Below are 20,684 nucleotides of genomic sequence, written 5' to 3'. Positions count from 1 at the left end.
GGCGCTGGCAACAAAGCGACCCCAGTCCGAGGCGTTTAGTAGCGACGAGCGTCGTAAATCGGACCGGACGAGTTCATAGGCACCACCCGCACCGGCACACCATAGGTGGAAGAATGAATCATCATGCCGTCACCGATGTAAATACCGGCATGCGATGCGTCTGAATAAAAGGTTAACACATCGCCAGGTTGTAGGTCCGACAGTGACACCGGCTGACCGCCGCGGGCCAAGGCCTGGCTAGAGTGCGGCAGCGCAATACCGGCCTGCTGGTATGCCCACATCACCAATCCGGAGCAGTCGAATCCACCGGGTGCCGCACCACCCCATACATAGGGGCTTCCAACTTGTGTCAGCGCCGCCTGCACAACAGCCGCGCGGTCACCGCTACCAACGGGACGAGCTGGGACCACCCCGAGCAATCCGGCGGGTGGTGCCGCATCAGCTGGCGGTGGCCCGCCAGGTGGTGCGGCACCGGGCAGCGTAGCCACCGCCGAGACCGGTCCGGGCTCGGCGAGCGTGGTGCGTTGCCCAGGCGATAACGCCAGGTATTGCGATTTGACGACCGCGATCTGCACCTGCAACTGACTCTGCTTGGACTGCAGTCCCGCCCGTACCGCGGCAACCTGATCGGCCGCATGCTTGGCGTCAACAGCAGACTTGGCGGACGCCTGCTCAGTCTTTACAGCTTGTTCCCCAGCTGCCCTGTAACTGGCCATCTTTGTGGCCAGTTGCGCTGCCAGCACTCGCTGTAAGGCCAACTTGTCGATCAGTTGCTGAGGTGAATCAGTTGTCAGTATGGCGGTCATGCCGTTGATGTGACCACACATGTATGTCGCGGCGGCAAGTTTGTTAACCGCAGCCTGAAACGTAGCCAAACGCGCCTTGGCGTCCGCCAGAGCAGCTTGGTCATCCATGTGCTTCTTGTCTGCCACTCGCTGAGCTGCCAGCTTGTCGTTCAGGTCAAGTTGCGCGCTATGCATCGCTTCGGTAGTCTGCTCAGCTTGGCGGGATAGTTCATTGAGTTTTGCCAACGCGTCTTCGGCGGGGTCAGCCGTCGCAGTGGCGGTAAGGAAACTAGATAATACGGCAGAAAATACGGCGAACTCTGCTAGTGTTCCGATGACAGGTCGCGAAATAAGGCGCACGATCGGATGCTTACGACCAAGTCTCAAAGCTTTTTCCTTAACACTTGGCCAAACTGCCAAAGACACTTGGCCGTCGAGCGGGCTTTAGGTCTCAAATAGGTTACGAAACGATATCGACGTTTGTCCAAATGAGATCATTAAGAAAATAGAAAGATTTTCAGTCACCCGCTTGAGAGCGTCGCACAGAAACCAGCGGCCCAGGGTTTTGGCGGGCCTGGATAACCAAGCTATCCTGAAACCCACAATTGCCGCGGATCGGCATCAGACGCAACCGGGATACCAATCCGACGTCGGCGAGCACTTCCAAAGCAGCACGCTCGTCCTGCAACAGGGTCTCCGGTACCACCAGTAGCACACTGATGACACAATCACTGCATCCCAGTCTGCACTACTATTGCAGTCGTCACAGTCGATAACCACCGGCCCCCAGCTTGGGCGCCGCGACGCCTGTGTCATCGGATCCACTGTTTTGTGCCATCAGGGCTCAGTCCTCTCGAGTCGAGTCAGTCAGGCTAACTAAGTCGAGCTGTCCGCACGCTGACCACCGGCACCGACATTCCATCCGCTGCCTTGTATTAATCTGACCGTGACAACGGCGAACACGCGAGTCTACCTAGCGTCAAGGCCATGAGCCTGACCGGTGCGACCCAGCTGAGTTGCACTGACCTGGCTGGAACACCGACGATAGATCAAGTCCCCTACGAGCTTCCTTTACGCGAGACCACCTGTGTCGCGGTGAACCTCAAAACCAATGGCGGACGGAATGAGGGAACGCCCCCCCCCCGATACGATCACCAAGATTTGACACGGTCGAAGTTCAAAACGACGCCATACTTAGGTGAGTTCGCCATACCCCCGCCGTAACATCCCGCCCCAGATCGCGCACTATGGTGGAGTGACGCTGACCAACGAGGCGTTTCCTCGGCTTTCGGTGATGCGTATACCGCGCCACTACTCGGATAACACCGGTTTGACCGCAGTCTTAACATCTGTGGCGTGACAGCGCCTGCGCGCCCTGACCACGCTGCCTGAGCGGATCACCGCTAAGCCGACCAGCGTCGATGTTCAGGATAACTATCACCTCGCACGATGGGGCGAGATCTAGACCTGCTGGCTAAACTGCACCCACCGCGCGAGGAGCTGTTCGGCGGCACCCGAATCGATGGCCTCGATGGCACGCGCCAGCCCATCGGCCCACGTGGGCAACCATTCAGCGCGTCTGGATAACCCGGCATGGGCAACGATCGCGCCGGCAACGTTGAGGATGACGGCGTCCCGGACCGGGCCCTTGGCTCCGGCCAGCACCGCACGCACCTCCGCCGCATTGGCTTGCGCATCACCACCCAACAGATCGTCGAGGTCAGCTCGCGCAAACCCGAATCCGGCGGGATCAAAAGTCAGCTTATCTACCATGCCAGCCTGGACACGCCAAATCGTACTGGTAGTGGTGGGGGTCAATTCGTCGAGCCCGTCGTCGCCGTGCACTACCAGCACACTGGAGCGTCGTGCAGCGAACACCCGCGCCATAACCTCAGCAAGGTTGCCAAACGCGCAGCCGATCAATCCTGCCCGCGGCCAGGCCGGATTAGTCAACGGCCCAAGGATGTTGAACACGGTCGGCACTCCGAGCTCGCGGCGCACCGCGGATGCGTATCGGTACGACGGATGGAACAGTGGTGCAAAGCAGAACCCAATCCCGACTTCGGCAAGGCTGCGCGCGACCTGTTCGGGTCCGAGGTCGATACGCACCCCCAACGCTTCCAGAGTGTCAGCGCCGCCGGACATCGAGGACGAGGCCCGGTTTCCGTGTTTGACCACCGGTACACCTGCGGCCGCAACCACGATCGCAGCCATAGTGGACAGGTTGACCGTGTTGGCGCCATCCCCCCCGGTACCGACAATATCGACAGTGTCTCCGATACCTGGGCGGATCGCATCGGTGGGCAACCGACGTGCGTGGGTGAGCACGACATCAGCGAGCTCACCAACTTCAGCCGCGGTAGGAACCTTCATCTTCATCGCCACTGCGAATGCAGCGATCTGAGCTGGCACCGCTTTCCCGGCCATGACCTGGTCCATCGCCCAGGCAGCCTGGCCCCGCACGAGGTCCTGCCCTGCCGTCAAACGCCCCAGAACCTGCGGCCACGACCACATCGTGTCGCGGGACGAAGGCGGTTGCGATGACAAAACCACCGGCCGATAGTCTCACGAGGACCACTGGCCTCCAACCAGCGCCATAAGCACACTGCTAACGGCGCAAACGCGACACGAGCAGCTGACTTAGCCGCCCCGGGTAGAGCTCGACAACTACAAAGCGCCATACTTGCGGATGTGACGAGCGCTGTGGGCACCTCGGGTACTGCAATTGCGTCGCGAGTACATTCGCTGAATCGACCCAACATGGTCAGTGTCGGCACCATAGTGTGGCTTTCCAGTGAGCTGATGTTCTTTGCTGGACTGTTCGCGATGTACTTCACCGCGCGTGCTCAAGCCGACGGAAAATGGCCGCCGGCGCCGACCGAACTGAATCTCTACCAAGCCGTCCCTGTGACGCTGGTACTCATCGCTTCCTCGTTCACGTGCCAAATGGGGGTATTCGCGGCTGAGCGTGGCGATGTCTTCGGACTGCGCCGCTGGTATGTAATCACCTTCTTGATGGGCCTGTTCTTCGTCCTCGGCCAGAGCTACGAGTACTACCACTTAATGACCCATGGCACCACCATTCCCGCTAGCGCGTACGGCAGTGTGTTCTACCTAGCGACTGGCTTCCATGGATTGCACGTCACTGGGGGCCTGATTGCTTTCATTTTCTTGCTGGCCCGCACTCGGATGAGCAAGTTCACGCCGGCGCAGGCGACCGCGAGCATCGTCGTCTCTTACTACTGGCATTTCGTTGACATCGTGTGGATCGCACTGTTCACCGTGATCTATTTTATCCGATGAGCCGGCAGCCCAGAACAGGAGTTATCGGTTGAAGAAACTGGGTTTCACTCGATCCGAGAGGCGGTGCAGCCAGCCGCAAAAGCGGGGCAGTGACCGCCCGCGGCGGTGGCTGCGCCGCCGCTTATCGGGAGGCCTGCTGCTCCTAATAGCACTGACCGCCGCAGGCGGGGTTGCCGCGGTGCTGACCCCCACTCCGCAAGTGGCCGTCGCTGACGAGTCGTCGTCGGCGCTGTTGCGTACCGGCAAGCAGCTATTCGACACCTCCTGCGTGTCATGTCACGGGGCTAACCTACAAGGCGTACCCGACCACGGGCCGAGCCTGATTGGTGTTGGTGAAGCGGCAGCCTACTTCCAGGTATCGACCGGTCGAATGCCCGCCATGCGCGGTGAGGCCCAGGCAGCGCGTAAAGACCCTATTTTCGACGAGTCACAAGTTGACGCGATCAGCGCCTACGTGCAGGCCAACGGCGGTGGGCCGACCGTGATGCGTAACCCCGACGGCAGTATCGCGATGCAATCGCTACGCGGTACCGACCTGGCCCGCGGCGGCGATTTATTTCGACTTAACTGCGCATCGTGCCACAACTTCACCGGAAAGGGCGGCGCACTGTCATCCGGTAAGTACGCGCCCGATCTCGGACCCGCCAACGAACAACAAATCCTAACCGCGATGCTGACCGGCCCGCAGAACATGCCCAAGTTCGCCGACCGCCAACTTTCCTTCGAAGCAAAGAAAGCCATCATAGGCTACGTGCGGGCCGTCGTCGAAGAGCGTCAGCCGGGTGGCTACGGCCTCGGTGGCTTCGGCCCTGCACCGGAGGGTATGGCGATCTGGATCATCGGGATAGTCGCCGCGATCGGGCTGGCATTGTGGATTGGGGTACGAACATGAGTACAAAGGCGAAAGACAGCGCCAAGGTTTCCCAGGAGCTCAACGAAGTGGCGCTAGGGACGATGTCACGCGAGGAGCTGGTCACCCTGGGCGGCAAGCTGGACGGTGTCGACACCGTCTACAAGGGGCATCGCTGGCCGGTCGAGGGCACCAAAGCGGAAAAACGCACCGAGCGTAGGATAGCCTGCTGGTTTTTGCTGGGGGGCGCATTTGGTCTGGCGTTGCTACTGATCTTCCTGTTCTGGCCATGGGAGTACAAACCCAAAGGGACCGCGGACAGCTTCCTGTACACTATTTCCACCCCGCTATATGGTCTGACCTTCGGTCTATGCATCCTGGCGATTGCTATCGGCGCGGTGCAGTTTCAGAAGAGGTTCATACCGGAAGAGATTTCGATCCAAGAACGCCATGACGGCGCGTCTCGCGAGATCGACCGCAAGACGGTCGTGGCGAACTTGACCGACGCTTTTGAGGGCTCGACGATCAGACGCCGCAAGCTAGTTGGATTGTCGCTAGGTGTGGGCTTGGGTGCTCTTGGTCTTAGCACGTTAGTGGCGTTTATTGGTGGCCTCATCAAAAATCCATGGAAACCGGTCGTGCCCACCGAGAATGGGATGAAGGCCGTGCTCTGGACCTCGGGCTGGACCCCGCGCTACCACGGCGAGACGATCTACCTGGCAAGAGCTACCGGCTCGCATTCAGGAGCACCGTTTATCCGGATGCGTCCGGAAGACATCGACGCCGGTGGGATGGAGACCGTCTTCCCGTGGCGGGAGTCTGACGGCGACGGCACCACCACAGAATCACACGAGAAGCTGACAGCGATCAAGATGGGTATCCGCAACCCGGTAATGCTCATCCGCATCCGGCCCAGTGATATGACTCGTGTGATCAAACGCCGAGGTCAGGAGAGCTTCAACTTCGGCGAGTTCTTCGCCTTCACCAAGGTCTGCTCGCATTTGGGTTGCCCGTCCTCGCTATACGAACAGCAATCCTACCGAATCCTGTGCCCATGTCATCAGTCGCAGTTCGACGCGCTGCAGTATGCCAAGCCGATATTTGGTCCGGCAGCGCGCGCGTTAGCGCAACTGCCTATAACCATCGACGCAGGTGGGTATCTAGTTGCCAACGGTGACTTTGTCGAGCCCGTCGGACCAGCATTCTGGGAGCGCACAACATGAGTCCAAAATTCATCCCGGATATCGGTTATGTCCTGGCCCGTCAAGCTGAAGACATCGACACACGGTATCACCCGTCGGCAGCGCTGCGCCGGCAGCTCAACAAGGTCTTCCCAACGCACTGGTCGTTCTTACTCGGTGAGATCGCACTGTACAGCTTCATCGTACTGCTACTCACCGGGGTGTACCTAACGCTGTTCTTCGACCCCTCGATGACTGATGTTACCTACAACGGCGTTTACCAACCACTGCGCGGGGTCGAGATGTCCCGCGCATACCAATCAACGCTAGACATTTCCTTCGAGGTCCGGGGCGGCCTGTTCGTCCGCCAGATCCACCACTGGGCAGCATTGATGTTCGCCGCGGCGATCATGGTGCACCTGGCGCGCATCTTCTTCACCGGAGCGTTCCGGCGGCCCCGCGAGACTAACTGGGTGATCGGTTCTCTACTGCTGATCCTGGCCATGTTTGAAGGCTACTTCGGCTACTCGCTGCCCGACGACCTGCTGTCAGGCATCGGCTTACGGGCCGCGCTGTCGTCGATCACGCTGGGCATACCGGTGATCGGGACCTGGCTACACTGGGCCCTGTTTGGGGGCGATTTCCCCGGCAGCATATTGATCCCCCGACTCTACGTACTGCACATCCTGCTGATCCCGGGGCTCATCCTGGCGCTGATCGGGCTGCATCTGGCGCTGGTGTGGTTCCAGAAGCACACCCAGTTCCCCGGACCCGGCCGCACCGAGCACAACGTCGTCGGCGTGCGAGTAATGCCGGTATTTGCGTTCAAGTCAGGTGCGTTCTTCGCAGCCATCGTGGGCGTGTTAGGCCTGATGGGCGGCTTGCTACAGATCAACCCGATCTGGAATCTAGGCCCTTACAAGCCGTCACAGGTGTCAGCCGGCTCACAGCCAGACTTCTACATGATGTGGACCGAGGGTTTAGCCCGCATCTGGCCTGCCTGGGAGTTCTATTTCTGGCACCACACCATACCCGCACCGGTGTGGGTCGTAGTGATCATGGGCCTGGTATTTGTCCTACTGATTGCCTACCCGTTCTTGGAGAAGCGGTTCACCGGCGACTATGCGCATCATAACTTGCTGCAGCGGCCGCGCGACGCCCCGGTGCGCACCTCGATCGGAGCCATGGCGATCGCTTTCTACATGGTGCTCACACTCGCGGCGATGAACGACATCATCGCGTTGAAATTCCACATCTCGCTCAACGCGACGACGTGGATCGGACGCATCGGCATAGTGATTCTTCCGCCACTCATCTACTTCATCACCTATCGGTGGTGCATCGGGCTGCAGCGCAGTGACCGGGCGGTGCTCGAACATGGCATCGAGACCGGCATCATCAAACGGCTACCGCATGGGGCATACATTGAGCTACACCAGCCACTCGGCCCGGTTGACGACCACGGTCACCCGATACCACTCGAGTATCAGGGTGCCGCTGTTCCCAAGCGGATGAACAAGCTGGGCTCAGCCGGATCACCCGGCAACGGCAGCTTCTTGTTCGCAGATCCGGCGTCCGAGGATGTAGCACTGCGCAAAGCAACACACGCCACCGAACAACGTGCACTTATTGCATTGCGCGAACACCAGGACAGCATCGTCAGTTCCTCGAATAGGAAGCGCGGCGAGCATTAATTGAACAACCAGAACTTTTCGAGCTCGCCGCGTAACGCCGCGCAAAAAACACCTGCTAATCCGCGTCAACCACACGACGTAATTGCCGCACATGTAGCCACTCAACCACCGGCATCGCCGCCGTGATGACTCCAGCGAGCCCGTAACCAACCCACGACGCGCCGTCACGACCCACAGCCATCAGATAGGTTGACACCGCGACCGCGATCAGTGCGGTCCCCATTGTACCAGCCAATCCGACCGTACCCCGCAGCCAGATCCGGTCCACTGCCGCATCAAACCACTCGCCGGGTTGTGCGACTGTCTGAGCCTTATCCGCGTGTACCCGCCCGACCTCAATGCGTGCTGTGGAACGCCTGGCGCTGACCTGCGGTCTGACTCCCCCGCGCGCCGGCACAATGACCGGTCGAGCCAACGGCTCAACCCGATTCATGCGGCGAGCCCGCAACAGTACTGGCACCGCCCCCACGATAACCAACGCGGAGACGACGATGACGCCGTACAACACCCAGGTGGTGTGCGGGTTACTCGCCATTCTGTGAAAACCGCGACCCAAATCCGCCAGTGCGACGACCGCAGCTACGCTCACCCCTATCAGCACCAGCCAGACTACCGCGCATGCCCCGACCAGAATGCGATCGATGACGTCCGGCGGAATGGTGTCCGACTCACGCCGGTACGCCGAATACCTGCTCACCATCAACAGCTCGTTTGCGGTGAGTTGTTGCTGTTCGAAGAAAGCACCGTTCCGTCGCTCGTCGTGATCGAGCAGTTAAGTTTACTGACCCGGAAGAGACTGGATGCCTCAACCGAGCCGACGTCGGATTGCGAGATCGGCGTAACGGTCATCGACCACGGGATATAGACGTTGTGCTGGGTTCGTCGCCGACCGGAGGCATCAACGTAGGTCACCGAGATGATGTCGCCCGGCGCTTTGGTGCCCGTCACCGAATAGGTGACTTGCCGCGGACCAGCCAGTGTCGTAGCCGGAGTCGTGAGCGTCGTCGGCGGAGGCTCCACCGCCGGTGGCGATGGAGCCGGTGGCGGTGGAGCCGGTGGCGGTGGAGCCGTGGTGCTTATCATCGGCGGTGGTAGCAAGGGCGTTACCGTCACTGTCTGCGTCTCCGTAGCTGTCGAGGTCTCCGTGCTGGGTGAAGGTGGCGATGGCGGCTTGGTGGTCGTGATTTCGTCCTGCACCGGCGGTGTGGACCGGCTAGTAACTGGGGTAGCAAGTTTGCTGGTGCCGGTACGCGTGACCAACAACGACACCGAAACCACCAGTGATATTGCAGCCAAGATGGCAGCAACGCCGACTACCCACGGCCAGCTCGGAGCACCCGACTCATCATCGACCGATGACTCGTCGTAATCGTCGTAGTCATAGAGTCGGAGATCAGCCGGCAAGTACGGGCCACTGGTGAAATGCTCGGCCTCAGGAGCCGAATAAGCCTGCGAATACACGTCAGTCTCGCTGGTTTGGTCGCTCGCTGCTACGACATCGCTATCAGGCAAGGGTACTAATTCGTCAACGGACTCCATGCCATTATGGGAGTCCACTTCGTCGCTGAGCGCGTTGCCGGAATCGGGTTTTTCATTTTCCCGTCCCGGAGGATTCGGCCCGCTCATGTTTGCCTACCCTGTCCAACTGCATCACCTACGCACGGGTCCGCGCGACTACATCGTTGCGTGCGCGCTGGGAAGATTCTCATCCTGCCTCGGCAACCCTACCTAACTGAGCAGGGCAAACAAGTCTTGGCGAACTACCCACGAATCAACTGATGCCCTGATTGTGATCTTCTCCGGTGCCGATCAGTGCTTCTCCGGACCAACGTAGTATTCGAAGACCAACCCGGCTGTCGAGGCTAAAACGAACACAACCCCGGCAACCATTAACCACGGCAGCCATAGTGCAATACCGACCGCTGCCACCGAGCCCGATAAGGCGACTAGGACCGGCCACCAACTGTGCGGGCTGAAGAACCCTAATTCCCCTGCGCCATCACTGATCTCAGCACCTTCGTAGTCTTCGGGTCGGGTATCCAGCCGACGAGCCACAAAACGAAAGAAAGTGGCAACGATCAACGCTAAGCCACCGGTCAACGCTAGCGCGGTGGTGCCGGCCCACTCCACACCACCAGTGGTGAACATCGAAGTCAGCACAGCGTACAGCACCGCGGTTATGACGAAGAACGCGGCGACAAACTCGAATAGCCTCGCTTCGATATGCATTGCGTATCCTAACCTGGGAGACTACCTACTGGCTGTTGGTTAACTGTCCGCGGCGGGTATCGAAAGGGTGGGTGGTCACCGCGAGCGGAGGCTGAGCGATCGCCTGCAATGCTTCAGCATTGGTCTTTCCGTCGATCCGTTGCTGCAAATAGGCCTTGAAGTCATTGGGCACGACCACTCGAACCTCGAAGTTCATCATCGAGTGATATGTACCGCACATCTCGGCGCAATGGCCGACGAATGACCCAGTCCTGGTGATCTCCTCGACCTGGAAAACATTGACGGAGTTGTTCGCTGCCGGATTGGGCATGACGTCGCGCTTGAACAAAAACGCCGGCACCCAAAACGCGTGGATCACGTCAGCGGAGTTCAATTGGAACTCGATGCGCTTGCCGGCAGGCAGCACCAGCACCGGAACTTCAGTGGTAGTGCCCAAGGTTTCGACCTTGTCGAAGTTCAGGTAGGTTCGGTCTTCAGTATTGAGTCCACGCACAGGCCCGACAAGCTCCTCACCGCGGGGGTCCTTGCCCTCCGGCTTGGAGACCATGGCCTTTTTGCGGGCCGAATCGGCCCCGTCGTACGTCAAAGTACCGTCTTTGAAATTAACTCGCTGATAACCAAACTTCCAGTTCCACTGGAAAGCCGTGACATCAATGACGACTTCGGGATCCTTGACGAGGTACAGCATCTTCTCTTGCACGACCACGGTGAAATAGAACAACACCGAAATGATCAGGAACGGCGTCACTGTCAACACCAGCTCCAGGGGCATATTATAGCCGAATTGGCGCGGTAACTCGGGGTCGGTTGTTTTCTTCCGATAGAAGATAGCTGACCAGAAGATGAGGCCCCACACAATGACACCGACGACCAGTGAGGCGACCACCGCACCGATCCACAGCTGTCGGTTGAGGTGAGCTTCCGGGGTGACTCCTTCCGGCCAGCCCATGGCCAACGTGTCCGACCAGCTGCATCCTCCCAGGGTGACCGCCAGTACACCTAGTACCCCAACCAGACCCAGCGGTCGAAGACGACGAGAGACACTCCAACCGACACGTTGCGAACGGACTAGCTCGTGAACTGCCACTTTAGCGCCTCCTGTATCACAAGCTGGGCCGATTCGGGGCTGACCCGCTTAGAGGCGGGATTCGTCAGCTAACTCAGATGTCAAATACTACGCAGCGTAAACCACGGCACTCGCCCAAGCTACGATGCGGGGCCCCAAAACAGCCGGCTAGTCGGACCCCAGGAGGCACGGAACGACAGCCACGAACATTAGTCGAATGCGGCATACTGGAGCGCCGTGTGTGGACTGCTGGCGTTCGTGGTGGCAGCGGCCCGCGCTGATGGCCCCGGCTCGTGCGGAAACGATCACATTCTTCAGGCCGATCATGCCATTGCCCGTGTGGGGCATTTAATGCGTCACCGCGGGCCTGACGAGCCAGGCACCTGGTCCGACTCCAACATCGACGGGTCCTCGGGAGGCGTTACGTTTGGGTTTAACCGCTTGTCCATCATCGATATCGCGCATTCGCATCAACCGCTGCGGTGGGGGCCACCGGAGACACCCGACCGCTACTTCCTGGTATTCAACGGCGAGATCTACAATTATCTAGAGCTGCGCGACGAGCTGGCTACCCGGCACGGGGCTGCTTTCGCCACCGACGGAGACGGTGAAGCTATTGCCGCCGGTTTCCATTACTGGGGCACCGAGGTATTAACGCGGCTACGCGGCATGTTCGCCTTCGCGCTGTGGGATACCGTTACCCGCGAATTGTTCTGTGCCCGCGACCCCTTCGGGATTAAGCCGCTGTTCATGGCGACTGGCATCGGCGGCACCGCAGTGGCCAGCGAAAAGAAGTGTCTGCTTGCCCTAGCCGACATGGCCGGATTCGACACGCAGATTGACGTCCGTGCGCTGCAGCACTACACAGTCCTGCAGTATGTGCCCGAGCCCGAGACGCTGCATCGTGGGGTGCGCCGACTCGAATCGGGCTGCTACGCCCGGATCCGTCCCGAACAACTCGAGCCGGTGATCACCCGTTACTTCGTGCCACGGTTTGCCGCCACCCCAATCACCAGTGACACCGAGCAGACCCTCTACGACGAAACTGCCGCGGCTCTTGCGGATTCCGTGGCCAAGCACATGCGCGCCGACGTCACTGTCGGCGCATTTCTGTCCGGCGGTATCGACTCCACGGCGATCGCTGCGCTGGCGATTCGACACAATCCGGATCTGATTACGTTTACCACCGGCTTCGAGCATGAGGAATTCTCCGAGATCGACGTGGCGGCGGCCTCGGCTGAGGCGATCGGCGCGCGTCATATCGCCAAGGTGGTCACCCCCGACGAGTTCGTCGCAGCCCTACCAGAGATCGTCTGGTACCTTGACGAACCGGTTGCCGACCCAGCCCTGGTTCCGTTGTTCTTTGTCGCCCGCGAAGCACGCAAGCACGTCAAGGTGGTGCTGTCCGGCGAGGGCGCCGACGAGCTGTTCGGCGGCTACACGATCTACCGAGAGCCGCTGTCGTTGAGGCCCTTTAACTACCTGCCCGGGCCATTACGACGCTCGATGGGCAAATTGTCCAAACCGCTGCCCAAAGGCATGCGTGGCAAGAACCTGCTACACCGCGGATCACTCACGCTCGAAGAGCGCTACTATGGCAACGCCCGCATTTTCTCGGATGAGCAGTTGCGAGCTGTGCTACCGGGGTTCCGTGCGGACTGGACCCACACCGATGTCACGGCAGCGCTGTATGCTGAATCAGCCGGCTGGGACCCCGTGGCCCGCATGCAGTACATTGATCTGTTCACTTGGTTGCGAGGCGACATTTTGGTCAAGGCTGACAAGATGACTATGGCCAACTCGCTAGAGCTGCGAGTGCCGTTCCTTGATCCCGAAGTATTCGCTGTAGCATCCCGGTTGCCGGTGCCAGCCAAGATCACCCGCACCACCACGAAATACGCGCTCCGACGTGCACTGGAACCCATCGTCCCGGCACACGTGTTGCACCGACCCAAGCTCGGGTTCCCAGTTCCGATCCGGCATTGGCTGCGCGCCGGCGAACTGCTGGAGTGGGCGTACGCAACGGTGGACTCGTCGCAGACCGAACATCTGGTCAACCTAGCCGCCGTGCGCCGGATGCTCGACGAGCACCGACGTGGCACCAGCGATCACAGTCGCCGGCTGTGGACGGTGCTGATCTTTATGCTGTGGCATGCCATCTTCATCGAACACAGCGTGGTGCCACAGATCAGCGAGCCATGTTATCCGGTGCAGCTGTAACTAGCTCGGCCTCAGTTAGCCCTGCCGGGCTAGTGCACTAGGAAAGCACAGCGGTTATCTCGGCGGCCGCTTCCTCCCCATAAGCGCCGGCTAGCCGGGTCGCGGCAATATCGCGGTCCCAGCTCCACTCCTGAGTGCCAGTCGACTCCAGCACCAACACCGCGACCAACGATCCCAGCTGTGCCGAACGCTCCAGGCTCAGACCGGCGCTGCGTCCGGTCAGAAAACCGGCCCGGAACGCGTCACCAACGCCGGTGGGATCAACTTGGCTTGTCTCAGGCACCACACCGACGTGCACACAGATACCGTCGCGCTGTACCAGGTCCACGCCCTTGGCGCCCAGTGTGGTCACCCGCAGTTGGATCTGCGCCATCACATCAGCCTCCGACCAGCCAGTCTTGGACAGCAGCAGATTCCACTCGTAATCGTTGGTAAACAAGTAGGTAGCACCATCGATAAGGCTACGGATTTCCTCGCCAGATAGCATCGCTAGCTGCTGGGATGGGTCAGCAGCGAAGACCAGTCCGAGCTTGCGGCAATCCTGAGTGTGCCCCAGCATGGCGGCCGGGTCATTGGCCCCGATGATCACCAACTCCGGTGTGCCGATGGTTGCGATCGCATCGGCTAGCTTGATATTGCGGGCCTCCGACATGGCACCGGTATAGAACGATCCAATCTGGGCCATGTCCAGGTCGGTGGTGCAAACGAAACGCGCCGTGTGCGTAGTTTCGGAGATCAGCACGCTGTCACAGTTGACTCCGTGCCTTTGCAACCAATTGCGATAGTCGGCGAAGTCGTTGCCGGCCGCACCGATCAGTGCGACGTCACCGCCTAGTACGCCAATCGCGTAAGCCATGTTTCCGGCCACACCGCCCCGATGAATTACCAGGTCATCGACCAGGAAACTAAGCGAGACCTTGTGCAGATTGTCAACAAGCAGTTGCTCGGAGAATCGACCCGGAAACCGCATCAGATGGTCAGTCGCAATCGAACCGGTTACAACGATCGTCACCAGGCCTTACCCTTCATTTCGTTCATCAAGTCATTTAACCTACCCACGGATAGCTAGGCTCCGATGCATCCACGGCCGCGGGCAGGTGTTGCGCTAGCCTGCCTAGGGAGGCTCGTCTGGTTACCCTAAACCCCAATGTTGAGCGGCAACTGCTCGTCGCCCCGTCCACCACCGCAGGAGAACCACGATGGCCAGTCCGCATACGCCGAATCCTACTGTCGGCACTGACGGACTACCGCCTTATACCGACACCGCCTTCGCAACGACTCAATCTGCCATCCATGTAGACGACGCGACGCCCACCTATCCCGGGATACTGCCACCGCCGGTGTCGTACCCGAGACGACGGCCAAAGTGGCTGATCATCAGCGCGCTGGTGGCTATCGCGCTGATAGCCGCAATGACAGTAGCGATTGTCTACGGAGTTCGCACCAACGGGTCGAAAACCGGCGGCACATTCTCCGAGGCGACAACCAAAACAGCGATTCAAGGGTATCTAGACGCGCTGGAACAGCGCGATGCCGACACTATCGCCCGCAACGCGCTGTGCGGTATTTACGACGCCGTTCGCGACCGGCGACCCGACCAGGCATTGGCACGGCTTAGCAGCGACGCGTTCCGGAAGCAGTTCTCCCGGGTCGAGCTGACCTCGATCGACAAGATCGTGTACTGGTCGCCTTATCAGGCGCAGGTACTATTCACTATTCGGGCATCGCCAGCCACTGGAGGTCCGATGCACGGGCAGCTACAAGGCGTGGCGCAGTTACTGTATCAGCGTAATGAAATATTAGTGTGCTCGTACACGCTGCGCACCAAGAGCTCGCACTAGCCGGATATGGGACCGAGCCACATCCTAAAGTCAAGTCAGTTGAACGAATCCCCGCAGGCGCAGGAGCCAATGGCGTTAGGATTGTCGATGGTGAAGCCCTGCTTCTCGATGGTGTCCACGAAATCAATCGAAGCGCCTTCCACATAAGGTGCGCTCATCCTGTCCACCGTCAAGGTCACACCACCAAACTCAGCGGTAAAATCACCGTCCAGCGTCCGATCGTCGAAAAAAAGATTGTAGCGCAGCCCTGCACATCCACCCGGCTGAACCGCAATACGCAGCGCCAGGTCATCACGTCCCTCTCGATCCAACAGTGACTTCGCCTTGGTGGCAGCGGCATCGGTCAGGATCACCCCATGGGTCTTGGCGCTTGACTCGTTCTGCACCGTCATTGCTTCTCCTACATGCGTCATTATTTGGGTGAGTTCGCTAGCCTATTGCCTTAACGGTACCTTGCAACGCCGCTATTCCCGAGGCACTCCGCGACAACATACACCCAACCCATGAGCTGGTTGTCCGCGTCGGCCCGTGCGAGCAGCACTGAGCCAGTGTATTCGACAATCGATAAGGCAATCGTAGTACCCGCTAACCTAGACGCGGACTTCTCCAGGCACACTTGCCCAGCCAGCTACGACAACCGGAATGTCCAGAGGACCGGCCACGTCGGCGAGTGAGCCAACTGCCTTTCCCTTTCCCCGCAGAGACTGCTCGTCAAACTGGCCCTAGCCAATGACAATCAGCTCGGCCGCGGCAAGGCCGTCGGCCAAGTGGGTATGTCGGCGATGATTGCCACGCCGGACTTGCACCGGCCATCTAGCGTAAACAGCGCGGCACTAATATTACCACCGATGTCGGCACCTGGTGCGGCGCTAACATCGCGTCCGGCCGCGTCCTCCATTTCGAGCACACACGTCTCGGGCAAACTTCAAGCTTTGCTCCGGTAGTCGTGTACGCACTCTTATGCGGCCCAAACACCCCGGCCGCGTCCCACGGTTCCAACAGCGGATATTCGATGTCGGCTAGCTGTCGACGGCCGCCGAGCTCAGCAATTAGTCCTTGTCCACCGTCGGTGTACTCAGCGCCTCTCAAACCGACGATGATCCGCGTCGCCCCAGCCTGCAGCGCCTCGGCAAGGGGCTACCCTACCCCATGCTGTACGCCGACAGCACGGTCTCCAGTGGGGACGGACCGCTCAGCAACACCAGATCACACGTCTGCTCACACCCCAGGCTCGCGCGGTTGACGAACCGGCATAGAACACGCCACTCGGCGTCCACCAGGGCATCCAGCACTCCAGAAACCCGCAACCCCCACAGCTCGCTCAGTTGACTGGCCAGTGCCTCGACAAAACCGGGGCCGCCGTCGAAACTGGAGCGGAACGAGTAACCGATCGCCCAGAGGTGACTCGGTCCTGCTGCTCGAGATGCGCATACTGGTGAATTCAGCCTAGCACAAGTCCGCTGGGATCAGGACCGAGGCTATCAAGCCGTCCATCACAGGCAGCCGTTCATCACACCATTAAGCGTTCATCACACCATTAAGATAGTAATCACACTTAAGCATAGTTGAGTAGGGTCAAGTGACACTGGTGCATGCACAATACGGGCGCATTCCAATGCCACCCGCCGGCGAAGTAACCTGACGACCGTGAAACTACGGGGTCGGAAGAAGAGCCACGAACAGGACACCGAGGCACCGGCGACATTGGACGACGGCACGAGTACGGGGGCTAGTTCCCCAAAAACACGCGGGTCGAGTATGACTGCCCCCAAGGGCCGGCCCACCCGGAAGCGCGACGACGCTGATCGACGCCACACGAAAAAAGGGCCGATTGCGCCGGCGCCAACGACTGCCTCCGAGGCACGGGCTCGGCGCAAGTCACTGGCCCGGCCCAAGTTCAGCCGTGCAGAGCGGAAGGCCGAGAGAGCCGCCAGCCGGACTCGAATTGCGGATCGCCGAGAGCGCATGATGGCCGGTGAAGAAGCATACCTGCTGCCACGTGATCAGGGTCCGGTACGCCGCTATGTCCGAGATGTCGTGGATTCTCGGCGCAACGCACTCGGTCTGTTCATGCCATTAGCACTGGCTCTGCTATTTACCATGTTCGGGCTTCTGCAGTTGCAGCTGTACATATCTCCAGCGATGCTGGTGCTGATGGCCGTAATGAGTATCGACGGAATCATCTTGGGCCGCAAGGTCAACAAACTGGTCGATGCGAAGTTTCCGTCCAACACCGAAAGCCGGTGGAAGCTAGGCCTGTACGCCGTCGGTCGGGCATCCCAAATGCGCCGGCTGCGCGCGCCCCGGCCCCAAGTCGAACGCGGCAGCAGTGTCGGTTAAACATCGCCCGAAGGCCATCTCAGCACGACGATGAGGTTAACCCGAGGGCCAACTGGGCAAACAGTACCGATCAAAGCACCAAGAACCTGATGGAATTCGCACCAGTGTCGCCGCCCGACGGCCGCGCCGCAGCCGCTGCCCGCGCTCGCCAGGACACTTTGTCCAAGCCACATGGCGCGCTGGGTCGTCTCGAAGACCTGTCGGCCTGGGTGGCGTCGTGCCAGGGCCAGTGTCCGCCACGGCAATTCCAGCGTGCTCGGATAGTGGTGTTCGCCGGTGACCACGGTGTCGCCCAGTACGGGGTGTCGGCGTACTCGCCGCAAGTGACCGCCCAGATGGTGGCCAACATCGACCGCGGCGGGGCAGCAATCAATGCACTAGCGGATATCGCTGGCGCGGAGGTACGAGTAGCGGATTTGGCTGTCGACGCAGACACTTTGTCGGCTCAAATCGGCGCACACAAGATACGACGCGGAAGCGGCAATATCGCGATCCAGGACGCGTTAACCGAGGACGAGACTTCCCGCGCGATCACAGCCGGTCAACACATCGCCGACGAAGAAGTCGACTGCGGCGCTGACCTGCTCATCGCCGGCGACATGGGAATTGGAAACACCACCGCAGCAGCGGTTTTGGTGGCGGCGTTGACGAACACCGAACCGGTCGCCGTGGTGGGCTCCGGAACGGGGATCGACGACGCTGGCTGGGCACGCAAAACAGCCGCGGTACGCGATGCCCTGTTTCGGACACGGCTGGTCTTGCCCAGTCCGGTCGGGCTGCTGCGCTGCTGCGGCGGAGCGGATCTAGCCGCGATAGCGGGCTTCTGTGCACAGGCAGCGGTACGGCGTACCCCGCTTCTACTTGACGGCATGGCGGTGACGGCGGCCGCACTAGTCGCCGAGCGCTTGGCACCGGGCGCCTGGCAGTGGTGGCAGGCCGGTCACCGATCCACCGAGCCGGGTCATGACCTGGCTTTAGCGGCTTTGGGCTTGGACCCGATTCTGGACCTGCGCATGCGACTGGGTGAAGGCACCGGCGCTACGGCAGCGTTACCGGTGCTGCGCGCCGCGGTAGCCGCATTGTCGTCAATGATGACCTTCGCAGACGCTGGTGTGGCCGGTCCCACCATCTCGTCTAACACCGGCCATCGACCAGCTACCTCACCGTGATGCATTCGCTGGCAACGGCCTTCACCTTCGAAACAGCTACCCCTGTGCCGCGGGCCGGACAGCACCCGATGGGTCGTGGCGCGATAACCGCGTTGCCGATGGTTGACGCCATGTTGGGCGCGCTGGCCGCAGCCGTAATCACGGGGCAACGCACTTGTCTTCGGCCCGTCCAGAGCGTTATTCAGATTGCTCCCAGTAGCAGCACTGCTGGTCACAACTCGCGGCTTGCACATCGACGCCGTTGCCGATACGGCTGACAGGCTGGACTGCTACGGGCCGCCGCAGTTTGCGCTTGCGATGATGCGCGACGGGTCGACCGGACCATTCAGGATGGCGGCTGTCGTAGTAGCAATCACGGTGCAGGAGCTGGTGTCCTCAATGCTGAACGCGGCGGCCATCGTCCTAGCTGTGGTTGCCGGCCGGGTCACCGCGGCGCTGGCGTGTCACCGATCGGTGCCAACTACCGATGGCAGTACCCTAGGTGTGCGGTTCCCCGGTATCCAACCCATTCCGGTGGTGCTGGTCTAGTACGTGGTGCTACTGATCATTTCGCTGCCGGCAGGCCCGCTGCCATGACAGAGGCCAAATCCCGGCGCTGTTAGCGATATACTGCGGCGCGGCCCTAGTCGCGCAATGCGTGCGCCAGTTTGGGAGCATGAACAGTGACGTACTGAACGCCGCGATCAAACTCACTACTTACGATGGTGAACGCTATGATTACTCACAGGGTTGGCGCAATCAATATATAGCCGGCATCGAACCTGCTAGCCCAGCCGGGCCATCCAGCCGTGGGTGTCGGCAAAGGTGCCACGCTGGATTCCGGTCAGCGTGTCACGTAGCGCCATAGTCACCTCACCCGGTGCGCCATCGGCAATGGTGAATTCGATATCGCCGTACTTAACCCGCGAGACCGGAGTAATAACGGCGGCGGTGCCACAGGCAAAAACCTCGGTGATTTCGCCAGCGGCGGCTTTACTCTGCCACTCATCGATATCGATCTTGCGCTCTTCCACATTGAATCCAGCATCAACAGCCAACTGCAGCAACGACGCTCGCGTGACCCCGGGCAACAGCGATCCGGAAAGCTCCGGGGTGACCAAGCGTGCCGACCCACCGCTGCCGAACACGAAGAAGATGTTCATCCCACCCATTTCCTCGACGAAGCGGCGCTCGACGGCGTCTAGCCATACCACCTGATCGCATCCGTTGTCGGCGGCTTGAGCCTGGACCAACAGTGAAGCGGCGTAGTTGCCGCCGAACTTGGCTGCACCGGTGCCGCCGAGGCTAGCCCGCACGTACTCCGTCGACACCCAGACGGCGACGGGGTTGATACCACCCTTGAAATACGCCCCGGCCGGCGAGGCAATCAGCAGATACCGATACTGCTTGGCTGGCCGGACCCCCAGTCCCGGCTCGGTCGCGAAGATGAATGGCCGCAGATAAAGTGCCTCTTCGCCGCCGACTCGAGGCACCCAAGCGTTGTCGACAGCGATGAGCTGACACAGGGATGCGACGAATAGCTCGTCCGGCAGTTCGGGAATCGCGATTCTTCGCGCCGACGAACGCAACCGGGCCGCGTTGGCCTCAGTGCGAAACGACACAATCGAGCCGTCCGCCCAGCGATATGCCTTAAGCCCCTCAAAAACTTCCTGCGCGTAGTGCAGCACGATCGCGGATGGATCCAGCTTAATCGGGCCGTAGGGGATGACCCGCGCATCGTGCCAACCCCGGCCGTCGGTGTAATCGATCGATACCATGTGGTCGGTATGGTATTTACCGAAACCCGGCTCAGCCAGGATCGCTTCACGTTCCGCATCGGTCACTGGATGTGCCGCGCGGGACACCGTGAACTCAAGAGAGCCGCTGGTCATGGGGCCAATTGTATGTGTGTGTTCGAATGGTTTTTGCTGTCCTCAAGCATCTTGTTGAGTGTTGTGTGGTTTTGTTTTATGTGGGGTGTGGTGGTGTGGGTTGTGGTGTGGGTCGATGGGTTGTGTGAGTTGATC

18 protein-coding genes and 4 pseudogenes are annotated in these 20,684 nt (G+C 60.2%); 10 read left to right on the top strand and 12 right to left on the bottom strand.

What is annotated here, in order from left to right:
- Positions 1-35 precede the first annotated feature (35 nt).
- Both ripC and MUBE_RS19530 read right to left on the bottom strand, forming a co-directional pair.
- The gene (gene ripC / locus MUBE_RS11780) at positions 36-1,172 is read right to left on the bottom strand and encodes a peptidoglycan hydrolase RipC (protein WP_116540665.1); all 1,137 of its coding nucleotides are present in this window, start codon (positions 1,170-1,172) and stop codon (positions 36-38) included.
- 211 nt (positions 1,173-1,383) lie between these two features.
- Positions 1,384-1,565, bottom strand: a pseudogene (locus MUBE_RS19530) (hypothetical protein); the annotation flags it as partial.
- A gap of 427 nt (positions 1,566-1,992) precedes the next feature.
- Between MUBE_RS19530 and MUBE_RS20485 the strand changes: the two are divergent.
- A pseudogene (locus tag MUBE_RS20485) lies at positions 1,993-2,097 on the top strand (hypothetical protein); the annotation flags it as partial.
- Positions 2,098-2,246: 149 nt separating this feature from the next.
- On the opposite strand, the gene trpD reads toward MUBE_RS20485, so the two are convergent.
- Positions 2,247-3,299, bottom strand: a complete 1,053-nt coding sequence (trpD, locus tag MUBE_RS11770; RefSeq protein WP_116540664.1) for an anthranilate phosphoribosyltransferase — start codon at positions 3,297-3,299, stop codon at positions 2,247-2,249.
- A gap of 177 nt (positions 3,300-3,476) precedes the next feature.
- Between trpD and ctaE the strand changes: the two genes are divergently transcribed.
- Genes ctaE through qcrB form a run of 4 tightly spaced genes read left to right on the top strand, consistent with a single transcriptional unit; the run spans position 3,477 to position 7,813 of the window.
- Positions 3,477-4,088, top strand: a complete 612-nt coding sequence (ctaE, locus tag MUBE_RS11765; protein WP_116540663.1) for an aa3-type cytochrome oxidase subunit III — start codon at positions 3,477-3,479, stop codon at positions 4,086-4,088.
- A 28-nt stretch (positions 4,089-4,116) separates the two neighbouring features.
- Positions 4,117-4,980: a cytochrome bc1 complex diheme cytochrome c subunit gene (qcrC, locus tag MUBE_RS11760; protein ID WP_116540662.1), complete on the top strand. Its 864-nt coding sequence runs from the start codon at positions 4,117-4,119 to the stop codon at positions 4,978-4,980.
- Positions 4,977-6,161 (top strand): cytochrome bc1 complex Rieske iron-sulfur subunit, encoded by a 1,185-nt coding sequence (qcrA, locus tag MUBE_RS11755; protein ID WP_116540661.1) that lies wholly within the window; start codon positions 4,977-4,979, stop codon positions 6,159-6,161. The genes qcrC and qcrA overlap by 4 nt, the downstream gene beginning before the upstream one ends.
- On the top strand, positions 6,158-7,813 hold the full coding sequence (gene qcrB / locus MUBE_RS11750; protein WP_116540660.1) for a cytochrome bc1 complex cytochrome b subunit: 1,656 nt from the start codon (positions 6,158-6,160) through the stop codon (positions 7,811-7,813). Before qcrA ends, qcrB begins: the two co-directional genes overlap by 4 nt.
- Positions 7,814-7,868: 55 nt before the next feature.
- Here qcrB and MUBE_RS11745 read toward each other — a convergent pair whose 3' ends face one another.
- From MUBE_RS11745 to ctaC, 4 genes and pseudogenes are all read right to left on the bottom strand, one after another.
- The gene (locus tag MUBE_RS11745; protein ID WP_116540659.1) at positions 7,869-8,513 is read right to left on the bottom strand and encodes a DUF2561 family protein; all 645 of its coding nucleotides are present in this window, start codon (positions 8,511-8,513) and stop codon (positions 7,869-7,871) included.
- Entirely contained in the window at positions 8,513-9,439 is a 927-nt protein-coding gene (locus MUBE_RS11740) for an MmpS family transport accessory protein (protein ID WP_116540658.1), read from the bottom strand. Before MUBE_RS11740 ends, MUBE_RS11745 begins: the two co-directional genes overlap by 1 nt.
- Before the next feature lie 183 nt (positions 9,440-9,622).
- Complete coding sequence (locus MUBE_RS11735; protein ID WP_116540657.1) at positions 9,623-10,042, bottom strand: cytochrome c oxidase subunit 4; 420 nt, start codon at positions 10,040-10,042, stop codon at positions 9,623-9,625.
- Between the two features lie 8 nt (positions 10,043-10,050).
- Positions 10,051-11,129: pseudogene (ctaC, locus tag MUBE_RS11730) on the bottom strand (aa3-type cytochrome oxidase subunit II).
- A 216-nt stretch (positions 11,130-11,345) separates the two neighbouring features.
- On the opposite strand from ctaC, the gene asnB reads away from it, so the two are divergent.
- Positions 11,346-13,328: an asparagine synthase (glutamine-hydrolyzing) gene (gene asnB, locus MUBE_RS11725; RefSeq protein ID WP_116540655.1), complete on the top strand. Its 1,983-nt coding sequence runs from the start codon at positions 11,346-11,348 to the stop codon at positions 13,326-13,328.
- A gap of 37 nt (positions 13,329-13,365) precedes the next feature.
- On the opposite strand, the gene MUBE_RS11720 is transcribed toward asnB, so the two are convergent.
- Positions 13,366-14,340, bottom strand: a complete 975-nt coding sequence (locus MUBE_RS11720; RefSeq protein WP_116540654.1) for a carbohydrate kinase family protein — start codon at positions 14,338-14,340, stop codon at positions 13,366-13,368.
- Between the two features lie 187 nt (positions 14,341-14,527).
- Between MUBE_RS11720 and MUBE_RS11715 the strand changes: the two genes are divergently transcribed.
- Positions 14,528-15,169, top strand: a complete 642-nt coding sequence (locus tag MUBE_RS11715; RefSeq protein ID WP_165849837.1) for an Rv0361 family membrane protein — start codon at positions 14,528-14,530, stop codon at positions 15,167-15,169.
- Between the two features lie 35 nt (positions 15,170-15,204).
- On the opposite strand, the gene MUBE_RS11710 is transcribed toward MUBE_RS11715, so the two are convergent.
- The 3 genes from MUBE_RS11710 to MUBE_RS16380 form a co-directional block, all read right to left on the bottom strand.
- Positions 15,205-15,561: a HesB/IscA family protein gene (locus tag MUBE_RS11710; RefSeq protein WP_116540653.1), complete on the bottom strand. Its 357-nt coding sequence runs from the start codon at positions 15,559-15,561 to the stop codon at positions 15,205-15,207.
- A gap of 344 nt (positions 15,562-15,905) precedes the next feature.
- Positions 15,906-16,091 (bottom strand): hypothetical protein, encoded by a 186-nt coding sequence (locus MUBE_RS16385; RefSeq protein WP_207801703.1) that lies wholly within the window; start codon positions 16,089-16,091, stop codon positions 15,906-15,908.
- Between the two features lie 220 nt (positions 16,092-16,311).
- A complete protein-coding gene (locus MUBE_RS16380; protein WP_207801702.1) occupies positions 16,312-16,476 on the bottom strand; it encodes a hypothetical protein in 165 nt (54 codons plus the stop codon).
- A gap of 397 nt (positions 16,477-16,873) precedes the next feature.
- On the opposite strand from MUBE_RS16380, the gene MUBE_RS11700 reads away from it, so the two are divergent.
- The 3 genes and pseudogenes from MUBE_RS11700 to MUBE_RS11690 form a co-directional block, all read left to right on the top strand.
- Positions 16,874-17,509 carry a DUF3043 domain-containing protein gene (locus MUBE_RS11700; protein WP_243633030.1) on the top strand — a complete coding sequence of 212 codons (636 nt, stop codon included), beginning with the start codon at positions 16,874-16,876 and terminating at the stop codon, positions 17,507-17,509.
- Positions 17,510-17,595: 86 nt separating this feature from the next.
- Positions 17,596-18,678, top strand: a complete 1,083-nt coding sequence (cobT, locus tag MUBE_RS11695) for a nicotinate-nucleotide--dimethylbenzimidazole phosphoribosyltransferase (protein WP_165849839.1) — start codon at positions 17,596-17,598, stop codon at positions 18,676-18,678.
- Positions 18,675-19,375: pseudogene (locus MUBE_RS11690) on the top strand (adenosylcobinamide-GDP ribazoletransferase); the annotation flags it as partial. The gene cobT and the pseudogene MUBE_RS11690, both read left to right, overlap by 4 nt.
- A 67-nt stretch (positions 19,376-19,442) precedes the next feature.
- Here the strand turns inward: MUBE_RS11690 and MUBE_RS11685 are convergent.
- The gene (locus MUBE_RS11685; protein WP_116540650.1) at positions 19,443-20,549 is read right to left on the bottom strand and encodes a branched-chain amino acid aminotransferase; all 1,107 of its coding nucleotides are present in this window, start codon (positions 20,547-20,549) and stop codon (positions 19,443-19,445) included.
- Positions 20,550-20,684 lie beyond the last annotated feature (135 nt).

Origin of the sequence: Mycobacterium uberis (assembly GCF_003408705.1) — a bacterium.
Lineage (GTDB): Bacteria > Actinomycetota > Actinomycetes > Mycobacteriales > Mycobacteriaceae > Mycobacterium > Mycobacterium uberis.
This window is presented reverse-complemented; position numbering and strand designations above follow the sequence as displayed.